Genomic DNA, 17,761 nt, shown 5'->3' on the forward strand with positions numbered 1-17,761 from the left:
GGTGGCGGTGGCGCCGTGGACGGGCTACGCCGTCAGGCGGGCCACCGCCGCTCGGACCCGCTCGTCCGTCGCCGTCAGGGCCACGCGTACGAACTTCTCGCCCGCCACGCCGTAGAAGTCGCCCGGCGCGACCAGGATGCCCCGCTCGGCCAGGTGGGCGACCGTGGTCCAGCAGGACTCGTCCCGGGTGGCCCAGAGGTAGAGGCTCGCCTCGCTGTGTTCGATGCGGAAGCCGTGGCTCACAAGGGCTTCGCGCAGGGCCGTGCGACGGGCCGCGTAGCGCTCGCGCTGCGCGCGGACGTGCTCGTCGTCGCCCAGGGCCGCCACCACGGCCGCCTGCGTCGGCGCCGAGGTCATCATGCCGCCGTGCTTGCGGATCTCCAGCAGGGGGCCCAGGACGGCCGGGTCGCCCGCCACGAAGGCGGCGCGGTAGCCGGCCAGGTTGGAGCGCTTGGAGAGGGAGTGCACGGCGACGAGGCCCTCGTAGGAGCCGCCGTTGACATCGGGGTGCAGGACCGAGACCGGGTCGGCCTCCCAGCCCAGCTCCAGGTAGCACTCGTCGGAGACGACCAGGACGCCGTGTTCGCGGGCCCAGGCGACGATGCCGGTCAGCTCGTCCTTGGAGAGGACCCTGCCCGTGGGGTTCGACGGCGAGTTCAGCCACAGGAGCTTCAGGTTCGCCGGGTCCAGGTCGCGCGGGTCGTCGTAGACCTCGTACCCGGCGCGGGCCAGGCGGGCGCCGACCTCGTAGGTCGGGTAGGCCAGGCGCGGGTAGGCCACCTTGTCGCCCGGGCCGAGGCCCAGCTGGGTGGGCAGCCAGGCGACCAGTTCCTTGGAGCCGACGACCGGCAGGACGTGGCGGTGGGTGACCTCGCGGGCGCCCAGGCGGCGCTCCAGCCAGCCGGTGATCGCGTCACGCAGCGCGGGGGTGCCCCAGACCGTCGGGTAGCCCGGCGAGTCGGCCGCGTCGATCAGGGCCTTCTGGATCAGTTCGGGGACCGGGTCGACCGGCGTGCCGACGGACAGGTCGACGATGCCGTCCGGGTGCGCTGCGGCCGTCTTCTTGTACGGCTCGAGCTTGTCCCAGGGGAACGTCGGAAGGCGGTCGGAGACTGCGGACACGGGATCTTGCTCGCTTTCATCGGTACGGCAAACGCCTCGGTCCCGTACGGCGGCGATCAAGGCGATCGGGCCGTACGGGACCGAGGCGGCGCTGGAGGTCCCCCGGTTCGGGCGGGGCCGGGAACCGGGGGAGCGGGCCGTCGGCCGCCTAGACGGTCACTCGCCCTGCGGCGGCAGCGCGGCGATGAAGGGGTGGTCGCGCTCGATCAGGCCCAGCTTGCTGGCGCCGCCGGGAGAGCCCAGCTCGTCGAAGAACTCGACGTTCGCCTTGTAGTAGTCCTTCCACTCCTCCGGAGTGTCGTCCTCGTAGAAGATCGCCTCGACCGGGCAGACCGGCTCACAGGCACCACAGTCGACGCATTCGTCCGGGTGGATGTACAAGGACCGCTGGCCCTCGTAGATGCAGTCGACCGGGCACTCCTCGATGCACGCCTTGTCCTTGACGTCGACACAAGGCTCTGCGATGACGTAGGTCACGCTGTCGTTCCTCCTCGGTAGGGCGCTGGCGGGCCTCCTCAGGCTCCGCCGCCTGGCGCGCGGGAGCGCGGCGTCGTCGATGCCCGCCCCTAGTATCTCCGTTCCGGGGCATGATCCGTACAGGAGGGGTGAACTGACCAGTGGAAATCTCGGCGCGAGCGCGTCTCGAAGTCCGTATCACCGCTGCTGACGTGGGCAAACGGGTCTCCGTACGGTGCCTCGGTGAACCTGGGGCGGCAGGAGAGAAGTTCACCGACACGGTGGGTGTTCTCACATCATGGGACGACGGGGTGCTCATGATCACACGGCGGGACGGGCGGAGTGCCCGGATCGCCGAGTCGACGCTGGTCGCGGGGAAGGTGGTGCCCGCCGAGCCGGCGCGCCGCCGGGGACCCGCGGCGAGCTACCCGGAGCTGGCGCGCATCGCCTCGCGCGCGTGGCGGCCGGTGGAGAGCGAGCGGCTCGGCGAGTGGGAGCTGCGGGCCGCGGTCCAGGAGGGGCCGCGCGAAGCGCGTCCGACGGGGGTGGCGGCCGGGCGACGGACGGGCTTCACCCGGCGCGCCAACAGTGTGCTGCCGCTCGGTGATCCGGGGCTTCCGCTGGACGCGGCCCTGGACGCCGTGCGGCGCTGGTACGGCGAGCGCGGTCTGCCCGCCTATGTGCAGACCGCCACCGGCGCGGAGGGCACGCAGGAGCTGCTGTGCGCGGAGCTGGAGCGGCGCGGCTGGGTGCGGGAGGTGACCGCCGCGGTGTGGATCGGTGCGCTGGCGCCGATCGCGGACCGGGCCGAGGGCGCCGGGGTGGTGCTGTCCCGGGAGGCGGACGAGAGATGGCTCGCCCGGTACCAGCGCAAGGGCATGAGCGAGGTGGCCCTGCGGGTGCTCGGATCGGGATCCCCCCGATCGGGCGAAGCCGGGAGCGAGGTAGGGCCGTCCGTGTGGTTCGCGTCCGTGCCCGGCGCGCCGGGTGAGCCGCCGGCGGCGATCGGCCGGTGCGTGGTGGACGGCCGCTGGGCGGGATTCGCGGCCGTGGAGGTCGACCCCGGCCGACGGCGCCGGGGCCTGGCCACCGAGGTGATGTCCGCGCTGGCCCGCCGCGCCCTGGACGAGGGTGCCTCGGCGGCCTGGCTCCAGGTGGAGGACGACAACAGGGCCGCGCACGCCCTGTACGCCGGCCTCGGCATGACCCCGCACCACGCGTACCACCACTACCGCGCCCCGGAAGCCCACGACCGCGCCGACGATCAGGGGACGACGGAGTGAGCGCCGGGGCCGGGACGGGGGCCCGGGCGAACGCCGCCGCGGACACCGGAGCCCGGCGGACCAGGTCCGCCGGCGCCGTCCGCACCACAGCCGTCACCCGGCACCCGGGAACACCCCCGTCCGACGGTCGTAGGGATCGCCGTGGACGGGCATGAGCCAGGCATGCGGCATCCCCGGCTTCCGCCTCCGTACCCGCCCCCGCCGGAGCGGTCCGCCGAGGTGCGGCGGCTGTTCGGCGAGGAGGCGCGCTGTGAGCGGCCCGATCTGTCGGCGCTGTGTCTGCTGATCGGGGCGGAGGCGGACGGCTCGCTGGACGAGGCCGGTGTCGATACGGCGCAGCTGGAGCTGGACCGGCTGGCCGGGCAGCTGCCGTACCGTCCGGGCGGGCCGCACGCGTGGGCACAGGCGCTGCGCCGGCTGCTGGGTGAGCGCTACGAGTTCCACGGGACCCCCGCCGACTACCAGCGGCTGGAGTCCTCGCTGCTGCACGAGGTGCTCCGGCGGCGGCGCGGGCTGCCGATCCTGCTGTCGGTGGTGTGGATGGAGGTCGCACGACGGGCCGGGGCGCCGGTGTACGGCGTCGCGCTGCCCGGGCACTTCGTGGTCGGGCTCGGGACGGCTGAGGAGCAGGTGCTGGCCGATCCGTTCGACGGCGGCAGGGTGCTCACCGGGGCGGACGCCGAGCTGCTGGTGGTGGGGGCCACGGGGACCCCCCTCGAACCTTCGATGCTGGTGCCGGCGAGGCCTCTGGAGGTCGTTCAGCGGATCCTGAACAACGTCAGGGCATGGGCCGCCGCTCGGCCCGAGAGGTCGGATGTCGCTCTGCGGGCCGTCGAGTTGGGACTGCTGCTGCCCTCGCATCCGGCCCGTCTGCGGCACGAGCGCGGTGAACTGCTGGTGCAGCGCGGGGAGTTCATGGAAGGGGCGGCCGAGTTGGAGGCGTACGCCCATCTGATCGAGGTCGTCGACGAACCGGCTGCCCGGAAGGTGCGGCAGCAGGCCCGGACAGCCCGGGCGATGCTCAACTGAGTGCTCAGAGCCAGCCCTTCTCGCGCGCGGTCCGCACGGCCTCCGCCCTGTTGCGAACCGCGAGCTTCTGGATGGCCGTGGAGAGGTAATTGCGGACCGTGCCCTGGGAGAGGTGGAGGGCCTGGGCCAGTTCCGCGTTGGTGGAGCCGTCGGCCGCCGCGCGGAGCACCTCGCGTTCCCGGTCGGTCAGCGGGTTCGCGCCCTCGGCCAGCGCCGCCGCGGCCAGGGTGGGGTCGATGACCCGTTCGCCGGACAGCACCTTGCGGACCGCGGCGGCGAGCTGCGCGGCCGGTGCGTCCTTGACGAGGAAGGCGTCGGCGCCCGCTTCCATGGCGCTGCGCAGATAGCCGGGGCGGCCGAAGGTGGTGAGGACGACGAGCTTGACCGCGGGGTGCTCGCGGTGCACCTGGGCCGCCGCCTCGATACCGGAGCAGCCGGGCATCTCGATGTCGAGCAGCGCCACGTCCACGCCGTGTGCGCCGACGGCCGCCAGCACCTCGTCGCCGCGCGCGACCTGGGCGACGACCTCGATGTCGTCCTCCAGGCCGAGCAGGGCGGCGAGGGCCTCGCGGACCATCGACTGGTCCTCCGCCAGGAGGACCTTGATCATGCTCGTCATGCCCCGGATCCTACGTCCGCCGAGGCGGCCGCAGGCACCCGGGCGACCAACCGGAAACCGTGCTTGACCCGGCCCGCCTCCAGCGTGCCGCCGGCCTTCTCCAGCCGCTCGGTCAGGCCGGTGAGACCGTTGCCGGGCCCCTTGCCCGAGCCGCCGGATCCGTTGTCCTCGACGGAGAGTTCGAGCACCGGGCCGTCCAGCGTCTGGCGGCGCAGGATCTGGACGACGCACCTGTCGGCGCCGCTGTGCCGGACCACGTTGGTGACCGCCTCGCGCAGCGCCCAGGCGAGGACGGACTCGGCCTCCTCGGGGACGTCCGTGAGGTCGGGTTCGGCGGGTGTCTCCGCCACGACGCCGGCGGCGGTCAGGGCGACCTGGGTGCCGGCGAGCTCGGCCGCGAGGCGGGGGCGGCGGTAGCCGGTGACGGCCTCGCGGACGTCGACCATGGCCTGGCGGCTGACCTGTTCGATGTCGGCGACCTGCTGGGCCGCCTTGTCGGGGTGGTCGGGGAGCATCCGGCCGGCCAGCTCGCTCTTCAGCGTGATCAGGGAGAGGGAGTGGCCGAGCAGGTCGTGCAGGTCGCGGGCGAGGCGCAGCCGCTCCTCGTTGGCGGCGAGCTGAGCGACCGTGGCCCGTGCCTTGCGCAACTCGACGGTCGTACGGACCAGTTGGCCGACGCCGATCATCGCGAACCCGATGAGCAGGGTCAGCAGGAGCAGGCCCCGGGCCTCCTTCTCGTTGGAGTGCACCCCGACCGCGTACATCAGGGCGCCCGAGGCCGGGATGGCCCAGTAGGCCGCCCGCACCGGCAGGGTCGCCCCGCACGCCACCGAGAGGTAGACGAAGAGTCCGAGCCAGGCGCTGCCGAGGGTGTAGGCCAGCACCGGCGCGAGGACACCGAGGAACACGATCAGGACGACGACGGTCCGCCCGGAGAACGGCCGGCCCATGTTGCGGAAGACCAGGCTCAGGTACACCCCGACGAAGGCCATGAGGCCGAGCGTGCCGGCCACGGTGGCGCGCGTGGTGTGGTCGCCGTTGATCAGGTCCTCGATGGGTGAGCTGAGGAAGACCAGCCAGACACCGATCCACAGCAGCTTGGCCATCAGCTCACGCCGGTTGCCGGGTGGCCGGCCCACGGGCGTGTCCGCCATGGCACCGGCCGTCTGCTCTTCCGTCATGGTGCTCACGCCTTCAGCGTGTCCTTCCGGTACAGCCAGGCCGCGCCGCCCGCGAAGAGGACGAAGGAGACGGCGAGGATGGCGATGTCCTGGGCGCTCGGGGCCTGGCTCTGCTCGATCGCCCGCCCCAGAGCAGCGTACGCGTGCGTGGGCAGCCACTCGGCGATGTCCTGCAACCACTGCGGGAAGGTCGTCGAGGGCATCCACAGGCCGCCCAGCAGCGACATGCCGAAGTAGATGATCATCGTGATGGGGCGCACCGCGTCGCCGGAGGCGAGGTAGCCGATGGCGACGCCGAGCGCGGCGAAGACCAGGCTCCCGGCCCAGATGACGCCGGTGAGCGCGAGCCACTGCCAGGCGTCCAGGCGTACGTCCTTCACGGCCGCGGCGACGAGGAACACCATGATGATCGACGGCAGGCTGACCACGGCCGCGCCGGCGGTCTTGGCCAGGACGTAGCCCCGTCCGGGCAGCGGGGTGAGCCTCAGCTGCCGTACCCAGCCGTTCTCGCGCTCCTTGGCGATGCGCTCGCTGTTGCCCATCAGGACGGCCGTCAGGGCGCCGAAGGAGGCCATGGAGACCATCAGGTAGGTGGCGACCGTCAGGCCGCTCCCGGTGACCTTCTCGTTCGCCCCGGCGGTGCCGCCGAAGATCAGGAAGAGGAGCGAGGGATAGAGCACCGAGAAGAACAGGAACTTCTTGTTGCGCAGGGCGCGGGTCAGTTCGAGTTTGATCAGCGCGTTCATGACTGCCTGGCCTCCTCGGCCTCCGTGATGGCGACGAAGGCCTGCTCCAGGCCGAGGCCGGCGACTTCGAGGTTGCGGGGGTAGAGACCGAGGCCGTAGACGGCGTGGACGGTCGCGTCGGCGTCGGACGACTGGATGCGGACGGTCTGGCCCGACACGTCGACCGAGGTGAGGAAGGGCAGGCCGCGCAGGGCCGGCTCGTCGATGGTGCCCTCCAGGTCGAAGGAGACCCGGCGGGCGCCCGCCTTGGCCTTGATCTCGGCGGCGGTGCCGTCGGCGAGGAGGCGGCCGCGGTGCAGCACGAGCACGCGGTCGGCGATGGCGTCGGCCTCTTCGAGGTAGTGGGTGGCGAAGAGGACCGTCCGGCCCTGGTCGGCCTGTTCCCGCATGGTGGCCCAGAAGGCCTGGCGGGCGGAGACGTCCATGCCGGTGGTCGGCTCGTCCAGGACGATCAGGTCGCTGTCGCCGGCGGTGGCGAGCGCGAAGCGGACGCGCTGGGCCTGGCCGCCGGAGAGCTTGTTGACCTTGCGGTCGGCGATCTGTGTGATGCCCGCCCGGGCGAGGACGTCGGTTGCGCTGTACGGCTTCGGGTGCAGCGAGCAGGCCAGCTTCACCAGCTCGGCGACGGTGACCTCGTCCATCAGCCCGCCGCTCTGCAGCATGGCCCCCACCCGCCCGGCGACGATCGCCTCGCGCGGGCTCGTGCCGAACACGCCGACCGTGCCGCTGTCGGGGTGCTTGAGCCCGAGCAGCAGGTCGAGGGTGGTGGACTTGCCGGCGCCGTTCGGGCCGAGAAGGGCGACGGTCTCCCCCGGGTACAGCCGGAGCGAGAGCCCGTCGACGGCCCGTACGCTCCCGTACGTCTTGGTCACCTGGTCGAACCCGACCACCGGGGTGGTGGTGGCCGGTGCCGCTGTCGTTGTCATGTCCTCAATGGTGGCCGAGGGGGCCGGGGGCCCGGCAGTGTCGGCGGTCCCGAGTGCCGGATGACAGATGTCATGCGGTTCGGGTGACACGACGGAGGGACCGCCCGACGGCCGTGCCGGGCGGCCCCTCTGCGGCAGTGCTAGTTGGGGTTCGTGTCGATGACGGCGATCCGGTTGGTCTTGCTGGTCAGCGCCTGGCGGAGGGCGACGTAGACGTCCTCCGGTGTGACGGCCGTCTTCTTGCCGTTGGCCCGGGTGATCAGCACGCCGTCGAAGGTCTGGCCGTACAGCTGCTTCAGGGCGGCCAGGTCGGGCTTGTCGGTCAGCTTGCCGCCCTCGACGGCCTCCACCCTGAGGAACTTCCACAGCGAGTTCTGCGGACTCAGCGGGATCGAGTGCGCGGCATCCGTCCGCACGGTGACAATGGCCGACATCGCCGGCTCCGCGAACGCCTTCATCTCCCGGTCGACCTCGGCGTTCGAGACCGTGGGCTGCTTGGTGGCGGTCGGCACGGTCACCGGAGTCGCCGTGCCCGTCTCCACCAGCGTGCGGTACGCCTGTTCGACCGCCTGGGTCGACCGGCCCGCGTCGATGGCCTTGCCCGCCTTGCCGTAGACGGCCACGGCCTTGCCGGCCTTGAACTGGATGGTGCCTTCGGTGACCGAGCCGGAGCCCCCGCCGGCCTGCTGGAGCGCGGCCTGCAGCTTCTCCTCGTCCACGGGCATGACCGGCTCGACGACCCGACTTTGACCGAAGAGGGAGCCGATCACGGAGACCGGGTTGTAGTCGCTCTGCGCGGCCTCGCCGACCGTGCTCTGGAAGTCGAACTGCAGGCCCGCGTTGTCCGGCGTCAGGGACACCGTCCTGCCGCCCACGGCCAGCTTCAGCGGCTTGTTCACCCGGCTGCCGAAGGCGTCGTCGAGCTTCTTGACGGCCTCGTCGCGGGTGCCGCCGCCGATGTCGACGCCGAGCACGGTGGTGCCCTTGGGCACGTCGGTGTGGTTCATCAGCAGCCCGGCGCCGTAGGCACCGCCTCCGAGGACGAACACGCCGACGCCGAGCAGCACCAGCTTGCTGCGGCCCTTCTTCTTCGGCCTGGCCCCGGCCTTGGGCTGCGGGGCCGGATCGGGCAGCTTGGGTGCCGTGTGCGGCACCGGGCCCTCGGGGTGCCCGCCGGGTCCGAACGGGACGTTTCCGGCGGACGGGACGATCGGGATGCCGCTGGTGACCGTGTGGCCGGACACGTTGTCCGGGGAGCGGTATCCGGGCGTGCCCGGTCCGGGGGCGGGCTGCTGCGGCGTGAGGATCGCGGTGTCGTCGCTCAGGCCCCCGCCGGGGCCGGTACCGGGCGCCGTGCCGGGCGCGGTGAACGCGCCGTCGGCGAGCGGACCGCCCTGGCCGGGACGGCCGTTCGCGCCGCCGGGCAGGTGATGGCTGCCGGTGTCGTAGCCGCCGGGAGCGTCGAAGGGCTCGCCGGGGTCCCTGTCCAGGTCGCTGAGCGCGCTCCGCGGAGCGGTCGGCGGGACGAACGGTCCGTTGCCGGTCACCGGGCCGCTGGTGGGGCCCGCCGGGCCCTGCGGGCCACGGCCGCCCTGGCCGCTCGGCCCGTTGAAACCACTGGGCCCGCCGGGACCGCCGGGCCCGTTCACGCCGCTGGCGCCGGGGACGCCCCCGAAGCCGCTCTGGCCGCCGTTGTCCGCGAAGTACGGCAGGTCGTCGCGGCTCGGCTCGCCGCCGCTCGCGCCGGAGCGGGAGCCGCCCAGCGGGCCCGCGGCCAGCGCCTCGGTCACGTCGAAGGAGCCGGTGCCGCCACCGTGTCCCGGCGCAACGGGGCCGCCGGTGGCGCCGGGCAGGCCCGAGCCGTTCGTGCCGCCGGGGCGGGCGCCGCCCGGCGCGCTCATCGAGCCGACCACCCCGCCGGGGCGGCCGCCGCCGGGGCGCGCGCCGGTGGCACCGGAGGCAGCCGGACCACTCGGCCGGGCGCCCGGTGCGGCGGAACCGCCCGGCGTCCCGGCCCCGTTCGTGCCGCCGCCGCCCGGACCGCCCTTGGGGGCGCCGGACTTGCGGGGCGCGAACCAGTCGCTGGTCTTGTCGTCGGGCTGCGGCGCGGGCTCGGCGGGGGGGTCGACGGTGCCGGTGGGCGCCGCGGCGGCGGGAGCCGGCCGCGGGTCGGTACCGGAGTCGTCCCGGGCGGCATCGCCGTCCTGGACGGGCGTACGCACGACGACCGGCGGGATGGGCCGGGATCCGGGGATGTTGATCCGGATCCGGGTCGTCAGCGTGGTCTCGGTCTTGCGCTCCCCGGGCTGTGTGGCCGAACGGCCCGTGTCCGCACCGGCGTCGGAGGCCATGGGGGTCCCGTACGGCGGCGTTCCCGAGGGGTATGCGGCTCCGCCGGTCCCGTTGGGCCCGGAGGACGGAGTGTCAGTTTCACGACTCAAGGCAGGTTCTCCCGGTTGGCTCCGCCGCCCGTTCACACCTCAGCGGGCAGCTCGGCGGCGCGCACCACCATACTGGCCACGTCTGGCGCGCATCCCATGACCGCTGAGGAAACCCACACCGGACTCGCACGTGCGCCGTACGGCGAAGTGGTACGTCACTTGCCAAGTCGGGCAGGGCCGCCCCGGGGTTGCCGCCCGGGGGCAAGGGTGGCACAGATCACAGCCAGGGCCATGCCACCGAGCAGGAAGAGGTAGGAGCCGCCTCCCGCGCCGAACAGGAAGTCTCCCTCCGGGCGGCTGGCGGTGAGCAGGATGACGGCGATGATCCAGCCGGCCACCGGAGCGACCGCTCCGGCCCGGCCGCCGAGCGCGTACGCCCCGCCGAGGAAGAGCCCGCCGGCGCCCGCGAGGGCGAGCAGCAGCCCGCCCGGGAACCAGGCGGCCTGGACCAGGGTTCCGGCGAGTCCGACGATCGCACCGAGCACGAACAGCCCGGCACAGGCCGCGATCCGCCCGATCAGGGGGCGCTGCAGCGGCTGGGCGAGCATGGAGCCGCGTCCTGGGGCGCTCATGACGTCTCCTCGGCGGCGACACCGGCGAACAGGTCGGTCTCCCCGGGCCGCGCCTCGCCGTGCACCAGCTCGTAGTACTCGGTGGTGAACAGCGGCTGGGCCAGTTCGTTGGAGAGCGCGAAGTACGGCTCGGCCACCTCGATCTGGGTGACGTGGGCACGCATCGCGGCGGCCTTGGCCGCGGCGTATGCGCCGCCGTCGACCGCGGTGGTGATCCGTTCGTCGTCGACCACACCCGGCACGTCGGCCACGCTCGCGCTCTTGGCGAACGGGAGGGCCGGCAGCTCGTCCTCGAGCCGGGCGAAGGCGGCCTCGGCGACGGAGCGCGGGACGCGGTTCCAGTAGACCTTCTGGATCCGGTGGCCCTGTTCGGCCGCCAGCTCGACGGCCCGCATGGCGACGCGGTGGGCCTGGATGTGGTCCGGGTGGCCGTACCCGCCGTTGTCGTCGTACGCGACGAGGACCTGCGGGCGGATCTCCAGGATCACCTCGGCGAGCGATCCGGCGGCCGCGTCGAGGTCGGCCTGCCAGAAGCAGGCGGGGTCCTCGTTGTCGGGAATGCCCATCATGCCGGAGTCGCCGTAGCGCCCTGCACCGCCGAGCAGCCGCACGTCGACGACGCCCAGCTCGCGCAGTGCGGCGGTCAGCTCCCCGCGCCGGTGTGCGCCCAGCGCGGCGCCGCTCAGATGCCGCAGTCCGGACGGGATGACCTCCCCCCGCTCACCGAGGGTGCAGGTGACCAGCGTCACATGGGCGCCCTCGGCCGCATACCTGGCCATGGTCGCGCCGTTGTTGATCGACTCGTCGTCCGGGTGTGCGTGCACCAGCAGCAGACGCCGGGAGGGCAGATCCGTCATGGGGCCACCCTACGAGGCTCTCGCGTGCGACGTTCAGGATCGGGGATCCGGAGTACTCTCGCCGCTGTAGCGCGGCAGGCCGTCCGTCGGGATCGTCCAGTCGGCGATGGTGACGTCCTCGCCGTAGACGAAGTCCTTGCGGGTGGCGTAGCGGGGACCCTCCGGGGTGGAGTGGATGTCGGTGAGTACGGCGCCGGTGCCGGTGCGGGGATCGAAGATCGCGTAGACCGGGATGCCCATCAGGGGATAGTCGCGGAGCTTGCCCACCCAGTCGTTGTCCGGGTTGGAGCGGGAGACGATCTCGATGGCGGCAATGAGGGTGCGGGGATCGAAGGAGCCTGGCACCTCCATGTCCTCCCAGGTAATCACCATCACATCAGGGCGCCGCAGGATGCCCTCGGATTCGTTCTCGACGTCGGGTTCTCCCGTGTGCGCGACGATCTCTTCCGGCATGACTCTTTCAAGCCGCTTCCGAAGGTGCAGCGTGGTCAGCTCGTGCGGCCCGATCGGCGCCAACATGTCGTGGACGATCCCCTTCTTCGTGATCTCGAATTTGCCAGGAATGGTGTCGTCCATGGACTGAACGAGGTCCCGCATGGCCCGGTAGATGTGGGAGGCACCCTGCCGCGCGTTGTCCGGTGCGATGGTCATGGCGCTCGCTCCTCGTCTTCTGTGCCCAGGGGCAAGGATCGTCACGTTCATGCTGGGCGGCCTCCAGAACATCGCATCGGCAGTCGCGGCAGCGGCCGGGTCCGGGTGCTCGGAAGGCGCGATCACAGCCGTCGCAGGTCTGGAGCGGGTGCCGTACGGACGGCGGGGCGGTCGGTGCACGGAACGGGGGTGGGGGCGGCAACAGGGCGACGAGGCGGTGGGCCAGCAGGGCGGCGGGCCGGTGCAGTCCCTCGGGTGGCAGGTCAGCGGTCAGTGCCTGCCGTACGGCGGTGGGGCTGATGTCGCGCTCCAGCCAGGCGGCGACGCCGGGGGCCAGGTGTGCCGTGTCGGCTGCTGACAGGAGCAGACGTGGATCGTGGCGGCGCAGGTCGGCGAGGAGATCGGCGGCGGACCGGACCAAGGCCGGGGCAGTGCAGGCCGGCCGGGGTACGGCGGGGAGAGGTTTGCGGGTGCGGGCGGGTGTGTGGCCGCTGGGCGCTGCCGCCGTTCGGGCGCCGTCGGGGCCGCGGGGGGCGGGGCGGTCGGGGCAGCTCGGCCTGTCGGCGTGGTGTCGGGCCGCCGGCTGGTTGCAGGAGGTCGTGCGGGTGACGATGCGGCCGCCAGGGACGCGTTGGCGTTCGCGGCGGAGATAGCCGTGGGCCTCCAGTTCGCGCAGCGCGGCGGCGATACGGGTCGCCCCTTCGGGGAAGCGTGCGGCGAGGGTCTTGATGTCGACGCGAACGCCCTTCGGCAGCGACTGGATGTGGCAGGCCAGACCGATCGCGAGGAGGGAGAGGTCCGGGTGCTGGGTGAGGTGGTTGCCGATCACTGTGAAGCGGGCGGTGTGGCGCGTGTTGTCGTGCACGAGTCCGCCGGTGTGGTGGCCCTGGTTCGGGTGCTTGTTGCCCGCGATACGGGCCTGGGCGTGCGGCGGCACGCTAGGGTGCTGGGTACCCATCGGGAAGTTGCCTCTTCCTCGGTGGTCAGGCCCTCGCACTGGGATTGCCGTCCCGGCGGGGGCCGTCGCATGTCTGCGGTTGTGTCGCGCTGAGCGTAGGGGTGCCGAGGGCTGCGGAATCCAGTCGATCCGGGGATGTTCACCCGGCCGAGTGAGCGCGGGCCACGGGCGGGAGGGGTGGGGTTTGGTGGGGTTCTCTTCCCCGCGGTCCTTTGCTCTTCAGTCGCTGGCGTCACCGGAACCCGTGGGAGCGGGATCCGGTCCTGGAAGGCGCAGTTCGGCCCAGACGGTCTTGCGCGGGAAACGGCCCTCGGCGACATCCCAGCGATCGGCGAGCGCGTCCACGAGCAGCAGACCACGGCCGGACTCGGCATCGGCGTCCGGTACTTGGAGCTTGGGGAGACGGTCACCGCGCGTGTCGGTGACTTCGATGCGCAGGGTGCGGCCGACCACGTAGAGCGTGAGGCGGAAGCCGCGGCCGGGAAGGCGGCCGTGGGTGGCGGCGTTGGCTGCCAGCTCGGCGACGATGTGCGTCGCGGGGGCAGGCGGGAGCCCCCAGCCGCGGAGCCGGTCGGCCGCGAGCAGCCGGGCCAGGCGGGCGCCGCGCGGGGTGGAAGCCAGCAGGACGCTGAAGTTGCGGATGCAGCTGTCGAGTTGAGCCGTGGTCTCGGCAATTTCCTGATTCACGTCACTCAGAGTGGCCGGTGACACCTACCGTGATCAGTGATTACGCCGTTGCGTACGGTTACTGTCCGGCGGTTGTCCGGTGGTGTACGGGCCTGTCGGCAGTGGATGTACGGGTACGGGCGTTGCGGCACGGCGGTACGACGGAGGGGCGCGCGCTGATGACGGTCGACGGGGATGCGGGACGACCCGAGGACGAGACGGACGAGCCGGGTTGGGAGGTGGATCCGGACGACGAGTGGGGTGTCGCGGTCATCGCGACCGTCGGGCGGCAGCTGAAGCTGCGGCGGGAGGCGGTGGCCATGAAGGCCGGCGATTTCGGCAGGGCCGTCGGCTACGGCGAGGACATGGTCTACAAGATCGAGGGCGGCAAGCGGATTCCCCGGCCGGAGTATCTGGACAAGGCAGACAAGCTGTTGCGGGCGGGTGGGCTGCTCTCCGCGATGAAGGAGGACTTGGAGAGGGTTCGGTACCCGAAGAAGGTGCGGGAACTGGCCGAGCTGGAAGCCAAGGCCGCGGAGGTGGGGGTGTACGTCGGGCTCAGCATCCATGGCCTTCTGCAGACACCGGAGCATGCGCGAGCCTTGTTCGAGGTATCCCAGTCCGCCTACTCAGAAGCCGAGTTGGAACGACTGGTGGCCGCACGCATGGGCCGTAAGTCGATCTTCGAGCGGGACCCGGCACCGGCACTCAGCTTCGTCCAGGAAGAGGTGACGCTGCGCCGAAGGGTTGGAGGCACAATGGTGTGGCGTCAGCAGCTCGAACATCTGCTGGAGGTGACTGGGTTACGCAACGTCACCCTGCAGGTGATGCCGACGGATTCCGGTGCCCATCCCGGGCTGAGCGGCAAGATCGAGGTGCTGAAGTTCGACGACGGCACGGCGGTGGGCCGCTCCGACGGAGCGTTCAACGGTCGCCCGACGTCTGATCCGAAGCAGCTCCGCATCCTGGAGCTGCGGTACAGCACCATCCGGGCTCAGGCTCTCTCTCCACGGGAGTCGCTGGCCTTCATCGAGCAACTGCTGGGAGAAGCATGATCCGCGAGACCGCTGCAGGTGGAACCTCCGAGCTGGCGTGGTTCAAGAGCAGTTACAGCGATGGTCCTGAGGGTGACTCCTGTGTCGAGATCGCCATAGCACCCCGCACCGTCCACGTCCGCGACTCCAAGAACGTCGAGGGCCCCCGGCTCATGCTGGCACCGGGGGCCTGGGCTCACTTCGTGTCGTACGCGTCCGAAGACTGATCCGACGGGTCGGCCACTGGACCTCGGCCTCCGGTACGTCCACCTCGCCGCCCAAGGAACGGGCGATGGCGGAGTCGACGCGGGCCGACCGGGGCTCGCCCGGACGGTAGTCCGCCACGAAGTCGCCTGCTTCCGGTTCTCCTCAGGCGGGCGCCCGCGTGGCTGAAGCAGCCGGTAGGTCTCCGTGGCGGCCGTGAAGGCCTTGCCGACGCCCGTGGCCATCTGGCATCAGGGCGCGTAGTCCATCGGCGGCCAGAGAGCCCTCCAGGCCCGCGATCGCCTCCACCTGGGCCATGCGCGGACCACGACGAAGTCGGGCAGCAGGAAGCAGCAGAAAGAGGCGCTGGCGACAAGATCGAGACGTCGGCCGGCCACAGGCCGGTACCCGGCCGCCGTCAGAACTTGATGCTGCCGATCATGCTGGCGACGTTGGTCGTCAGCTCGCTGATCGTGGGGGCGACGGTCGAGGAGGCGAGGTAGAAACCGAGCAGAACGCAGACCACCGCATGGCCTCCCTTCAGCCCTGACTTCTTGATCAGAAGGAAGACGATGATCGCCAGCAGCACCACCGCCGAAATCGAGAGTGCCACGGCGGCTCACCTCCAAAGATCCCAGGGACGCGGGGGGTTCGGACTATGGGGGTTGTGACCCGGATGTAGATCAGCAGAGCAAATCCATGCAGACGCCAGCAGGTTCATACCCACGCAGCGGTAGTGATCATAACTATCCGTGCTCGCGCATCGCTCGGCGCACTGCCGCACAAGGGGGCGCATGGCCAATATGGTCAGGGTATGACGACCGAGGCTGACTCCTTTCCCCGTCGGCACGCCCGCACGCAGCGGTTCACGCTCGGCGCGCCGCGCGCGTTCACCGTGGCGCCCGACGGTTCGCGTGTCGCGTTCCTGCGTTCGAACTCCGGCACGGACCGGGCCAACTCCCTGTGGATCCTCGACACGGCGGACGGCAGCGAGCGGCCGGCGGCCGACCCGCGCACCCTGCTGAAGGGCACCACGGAACAACTCTCGCCCGAGGAGCGGGCGCGCCGGGAGCGCAGCCGGGAGGGCGGGGCCGGCATCGTGGGCTACGCCACCGACGCGGCCCTGGAGTTGGCGTCTTTCGCCTTGTCAGGGCGGCTGTTCACGGCCGAGCTGCGGGCCGGCACGGCGCGTGAACTCCGGGTGCCCGCACCGGTGATCGACCCGCGTCCGTCGCCGGACGGGCGGCACATCGCGTACGTCGCCCAGGGCGCGCTGCGGGTGACGGGCGCCGAGGGCGAGGGCGACCGGGCGCTGGCGGAGCCGGAGGCGCAGCAAGTCGCCTACGGGCTCGCCGAGTTCATCGCGGCCGAGGAGATGGGGCGGTCCCGCGGTTTCTGGTGGGCGCCGCAGTCGGACCGGCTGCTGGTGGCGCGCGTGGACGACACGCCGGTGCGGCGGTGGTGGATCGCCGACCCGGCCCACCCCGAGCGTGAGCCACAACACGTCGCATACCCGGCGGCGGGGACGGACAACGCGGACGTACGACTGTTCGTGATCGACCTCGACGGAGAGCGCACGGAGGTCCTCTGGGACCGGGCGCGCTATCCGTATCTGGCGCGTGTGCACTGGTCAGAGGCGGGTGCGCCGCTGCTTCTGGTGCAGGCGCGGGACCAGCGGAGCCAGGTGTTCCTGGCGGTGGATCCGGACTCCGGGGCGACCCGGATGGTGCACGCGGACGAAGATCCAACATGGCTGGAACTTTTCGCCGGTGTGCCCTGCTGGAGCCCGTCCGGGCAGCTCGTCCGGATCGCGGACGAGGGGGGCGCGCGGGTGCTGACGGTCGGCGAACGGCCGTTGACCGGACCCCAGTTGCACATCCGTGCGGTCCTCGATGTGACGGCCGACGACGTGCTGGTCTCGGCCTCGGCGGGCGAGGAGGCGGAGCATCCGGAGACCGGCGAGGTTCATGTCTACCGGGTGAACGAACTCGGCGTGGAGCGCGTGTCGCAGGAGCCCGGTGTCCACTCGGCGGTGCGGGCCGGGGGCGTGACGGTGCTGATGTCCGCGACGCTGGACAGCCCGGGTTCCCGTGTCCAGGTGCTGCGTGACGGAAAACGAGCGGCAACTGTCACGTCATACGCCGAAGATCCCGGTTTGTCCCCGCGGGTGACGCTCACCGAGGGGGGCGCACGCCGAATTCCGTGCGCCGTACTTATGCCTGCGGACTACCCCGGTGACACTCCCCTGCCCGTCCTCCTCGACCCCTACGGGGGCCCGCACGGCCAGCGCGTGGTGGCCGCCCACAACGCGCATCTGACCTCGCAGTGGTTCGCCGACCAGGGCTTCGCGGTGATCGTCGCGGACGGCCGGGGCACGCCCGGCCGCTCGCCGGCCTGGGAGAAGGCGGTCCACCGCGACTTCACACTCACCCTGGACGACCAGATCGAGGCCCTCCAGGACCTGGCCGGGCGCTATCCGCTGGACCTCTCCCGGGTGGCCGTCCGCGGCTGGTCCTACGGCGGCTATCTGGCGGCCCTCGCCGTACTGCGCCGCCCCGACGTCATCCACGCGGGCATCGTGGGCGCACCGGTCACGGACTGGCGCCTGTACGACACCCACTACACCGAGCGCTATCTCGGCGACCCGGCCGAGGACTCCGCCGGCTACGCCCTGAACTCCCTGGTCACCGACGAGGGCCTCGTCTCCCCCGCCGAGCCGCACCGCCCGATGATGATCATCCACGGCCTGGCCGACGACAACGTGGTGGCCGCCCACACCCTGCGCCTCTCCTCGGCCCTCCTCGCCGCCGGCCGCCCCCACGAGGTGCTCCCCCTGTCGGGCGTCACCCACATGACCCCCCAGGAGCAGGTCGCCGAAAACCTGCTTCTGCTCCAGGTGGACTTCCTCAAGCGCTCACTGGCATAACCGAGCAAACCACCGTGAACTGCGTTAACACGCAGGCAACTTGACGGAAGCGGTACCGATATACGGACGCGCGAGGCTGAACAGCGTACG

General features: G+C 71.7%; 17 protein-coding genes and 1 pseudogene. 5 read left to right on the forward strand and 13 right to left on the reverse strand.

Features of this window, described 5'->3' with window-relative positions:
* Positions 1-24: 24 nt before the first annotated feature.
* Positions 25-1,122: a bifunctional succinyldiaminopimelate transaminase/glutamate-prephenate aminotransferase gene (locus ACIRU3_RS30260; RefSeq protein WP_404062728.1), complete on the reverse strand. Its 1,098-nt coding sequence runs from the start codon at positions 1,120-1,122 to the stop codon at positions 25-27.
* 156 nt (positions 1,123-1,278) lie between these two features.
* Positions 1,279-1,599, reverse strand: coding sequence for a ferredoxin (gene fdxA, locus ACIRU3_RS30265; RefSeq protein WP_404062731.1), 321 nt, complete (start codon positions 1,597-1,599; stop codon positions 1,279-1,281).
* Between the two features lie 140 nt (positions 1,600-1,739).
* On the opposite strand from fdxA, the gene ACIRU3_RS30270 reads away from it, so the two are divergent.
* On the forward strand, positions 1,740-2,861 hold the full coding sequence (locus tag ACIRU3_RS30270; RefSeq protein ID WP_404062734.1) for a GNAT family N-acetyltransferase: 1,122 nt from the start codon (positions 1,740-1,742) through the stop codon (positions 2,859-2,861).
* Positions 2,862-3,023: 162 nt separating this feature from the next.
* A complete protein-coding gene (locus ACIRU3_RS30275; protein ID WP_404062736.1) occupies positions 3,024-3,890 on the forward strand; it encodes a tetratricopeptide repeat protein in 867 nt (288 codons plus the stop codon).
* A 4-nt stretch (positions 3,891-3,894) separates the two neighbouring features.
* On the opposite strand, the gene ACIRU3_RS30280 is transcribed toward ACIRU3_RS30275, so the two are convergent.
* From ACIRU3_RS30280 to ACIRU3_RS30325, 10 genes and pseudogenes are all read right to left on the reverse strand, one after another.
* On the reverse strand, positions 3,895-4,509 hold the full coding sequence (locus ACIRU3_RS30280) for a response regulator (RefSeq protein ID WP_404062738.1): 615 nt from the start codon (positions 4,507-4,509) through the stop codon (positions 3,895-3,897).
* Positions 4,506-5,699, reverse strand: a complete 1,194-nt coding sequence (locus tag ACIRU3_RS30285) for a sensor histidine kinase (RefSeq protein ID WP_404062741.1) — start codon at positions 5,697-5,699, stop codon at positions 4,506-4,508. Before ACIRU3_RS30285 ends, ACIRU3_RS30280 begins: the two co-directional genes overlap by 4 nt.
* A complete protein-coding gene (locus tag ACIRU3_RS30290; RefSeq protein WP_404062744.1) occupies positions 5,696-6,436 on the reverse strand; it encodes an ABC transporter permease in 741 nt (246 codons plus the stop codon). The genes ACIRU3_RS30285 and ACIRU3_RS30290 overlap by 4 nt, the downstream gene beginning before the upstream one ends.
* Positions 6,433-7,362, reverse strand: coding sequence for an ABC transporter ATP-binding protein (locus ACIRU3_RS30295; protein WP_404062747.1), 930 nt, complete (start codon positions 7,360-7,362; stop codon positions 6,433-6,435). Before ACIRU3_RS30295 ends, ACIRU3_RS30290 begins: the two co-directional genes overlap by 4 nt.
* Before the next feature lie 140 nt (positions 7,363-7,502).
* A complete protein-coding gene (locus ACIRU3_RS30300; RefSeq protein ID WP_404062750.1) occupies positions 7,503-9,803 on the reverse strand; it encodes a hypothetical protein in 2,301 nt (766 codons plus the stop codon).
* Positions 9,804-9,958: 155 nt separating this feature from the next.
* On the reverse strand, positions 9,959-10,375 hold the full coding sequence (locus ACIRU3_RS30305; protein WP_404062753.1) for a DUF6113 family protein: 417 nt from the start codon (positions 10,373-10,375) through the stop codon (positions 9,959-9,961).
* Positions 10,372-11,232 carry an N-acetyl-1-D-myo-inositol-2-amino-2-deoxy-alpha-D-glucopyranoside deacetylase gene (gene mshB, locus ACIRU3_RS30310; protein ID WP_404062756.1) on the reverse strand — a complete coding sequence of 287 codons (861 nt, stop codon included), beginning with the start codon at positions 11,230-11,232 and terminating at the stop codon, positions 10,372-10,374. Before mshB ends, ACIRU3_RS30305 begins: the two co-directional genes overlap by 4 nt.
* A 33-nt stretch (positions 11,233-11,265) precedes the next feature.
* A complete protein-coding gene (locus ACIRU3_RS30315) occupies positions 11,266-11,883 on the reverse strand; it encodes a Uma2 family endonuclease (protein ID WP_404062758.1) in 618 nt (205 codons plus the stop codon).
* 55 nt (positions 11,884-11,938) lie between these two features.
* Positions 11,939-12,841: pseudogene (locus ACIRU3_RS30320) on the reverse strand (helix-turn-helix domain-containing protein); the annotation flags it as partial.
* A gap of 219 nt (positions 12,842-13,060) precedes the next feature.
* Positions 13,061-13,537: an ATP-binding protein gene (locus ACIRU3_RS30325; RefSeq protein ID WP_404062984.1), complete on the reverse strand. Its 477-nt coding sequence runs from the start codon at positions 13,535-13,537 to the stop codon at positions 13,061-13,063.
* 149 nt (positions 13,538-13,686) lie between these two features.
* On the opposite strand from ACIRU3_RS30325, the gene ACIRU3_RS30330 reads away from it, so the two are divergent.
* Both ACIRU3_RS30330 and ACIRU3_RS30335 read left to right on the forward strand, forming a co-directional pair.
* Positions 13,687-14,562 (forward strand): helix-turn-helix domain-containing protein, encoded by an 876-nt coding sequence (locus ACIRU3_RS30330; RefSeq protein ID WP_404062761.1) that lies wholly within the window; start codon positions 13,687-13,689, stop codon positions 14,560-14,562.
* A complete protein-coding gene (locus ACIRU3_RS30335; RefSeq protein WP_404062764.1) occupies positions 14,559-14,768 on the forward strand; it encodes a DUF397 domain-containing protein in 210 nt (69 codons plus the stop codon). The genes ACIRU3_RS30330 and ACIRU3_RS30335 overlap by 4 nt, the downstream gene beginning before the upstream one ends.
* Before the next feature lie 395 nt (positions 14,769-15,163).
* Here ACIRU3_RS30335 and ACIRU3_RS30340 read toward each other — a convergent pair whose 3' ends face one another.
* Positions 15,164-15,358: a hypothetical protein gene (locus tag ACIRU3_RS30340; RefSeq protein ID WP_161287201.1), complete on the reverse strand. Its 195-nt coding sequence runs from the start codon at positions 15,356-15,358 to the stop codon at positions 15,164-15,166.
* Between the two features lie 201 nt (positions 15,359-15,559).
* On the opposite strand from ACIRU3_RS30340, the gene ACIRU3_RS30345 reads away from it, so the two are divergent.
* Entirely contained in the window at positions 15,560-17,671 is a 2,112-nt protein-coding gene (locus tag ACIRU3_RS30345; protein WP_404062766.1) for an alpha/beta fold hydrolase, read from the forward strand.
* The last annotated feature ends 90 nt before the right edge of the window (positions 17,672-17,761 follow it).

It is taken from the genome of Streptomyces sp. NPDC101151, assembly GCF_044768335.1.
Taxonomy (GTDB): Bacteria; Actinomycetota; Actinomycetes; order Streptomycetales; family Streptomycetaceae; genus Streptomyces.

Bases quoted from the DNA above. Each gene is read 5' to 3' on its own strand.
- ACIRU3_RS30275 (WP_404062736.1), top strand. From the start codon at position 3,024: ATGCGGCATCCCCGGCTTCCGCCTCCGTACCCGCCCCCGCCGGAGCGG.
- ACIRU3_RS30280 (WP_404062738.1), bottom strand. From the start codon at position 4,509: ATGACGAGCATGATCAAGGTCCTCCTGGCGGAGGACCAGTCGATGGTC.
- ACIRU3_RS30290 (WP_404062744.1), bottom strand. From the start codon at position 6,436: ATGAACGCGCTGATCAAACTCGAACTGACCCGCGCCCTGCGCAACAAG.
- ACIRU3_RS30295 (WP_404062747.1), bottom strand. From the start codon at position 7,362: ATGACAACGACAGCGGCACCGGCCACCACCACCCCGGTGGTCGGGTTC.
- ACIRU3_RS30305 (WP_404062753.1), bottom strand. From the start codon at position 10,375: ATGAGCGCCCCAGGACGCGGCTCCATGCTCGCCCAGCCGCTGCAGCGC.
- mshB (WP_404062756.1), bottom strand. From the start codon at position 11,232: ATGACGGATCTGCCCTCCCGGCGTCTGCTGCTGGTGCACGCACACCCG.
- ACIRU3_RS30315 (WP_404062758.1), bottom strand. From the start codon at position 11,883: ATGACCATCGCACCGGACAACGCGCGGCAGGGTGCCTCCCACATCTAC.
- ACIRU3_RS30330 (WP_404062761.1), top strand. From the start codon at position 13,687: ATGACGGTCGACGGGGATGCGGGACGACCCGAGGACGAGACGGACGAG.
- ACIRU3_RS30335 (WP_404062764.1), top strand. From the start codon at position 14,559: ATGATCCGCGAGACCGCTGCAGGTGGAACCTCCGAGCTGGCGTGGTTC.
- ACIRU3_RS30345 (WP_404062766.1), top strand. From the start codon at position 15,560: ATGACGACCGAGGCTGACTCCTTTCCCCGTCGGCACGCCCGCACGCAG.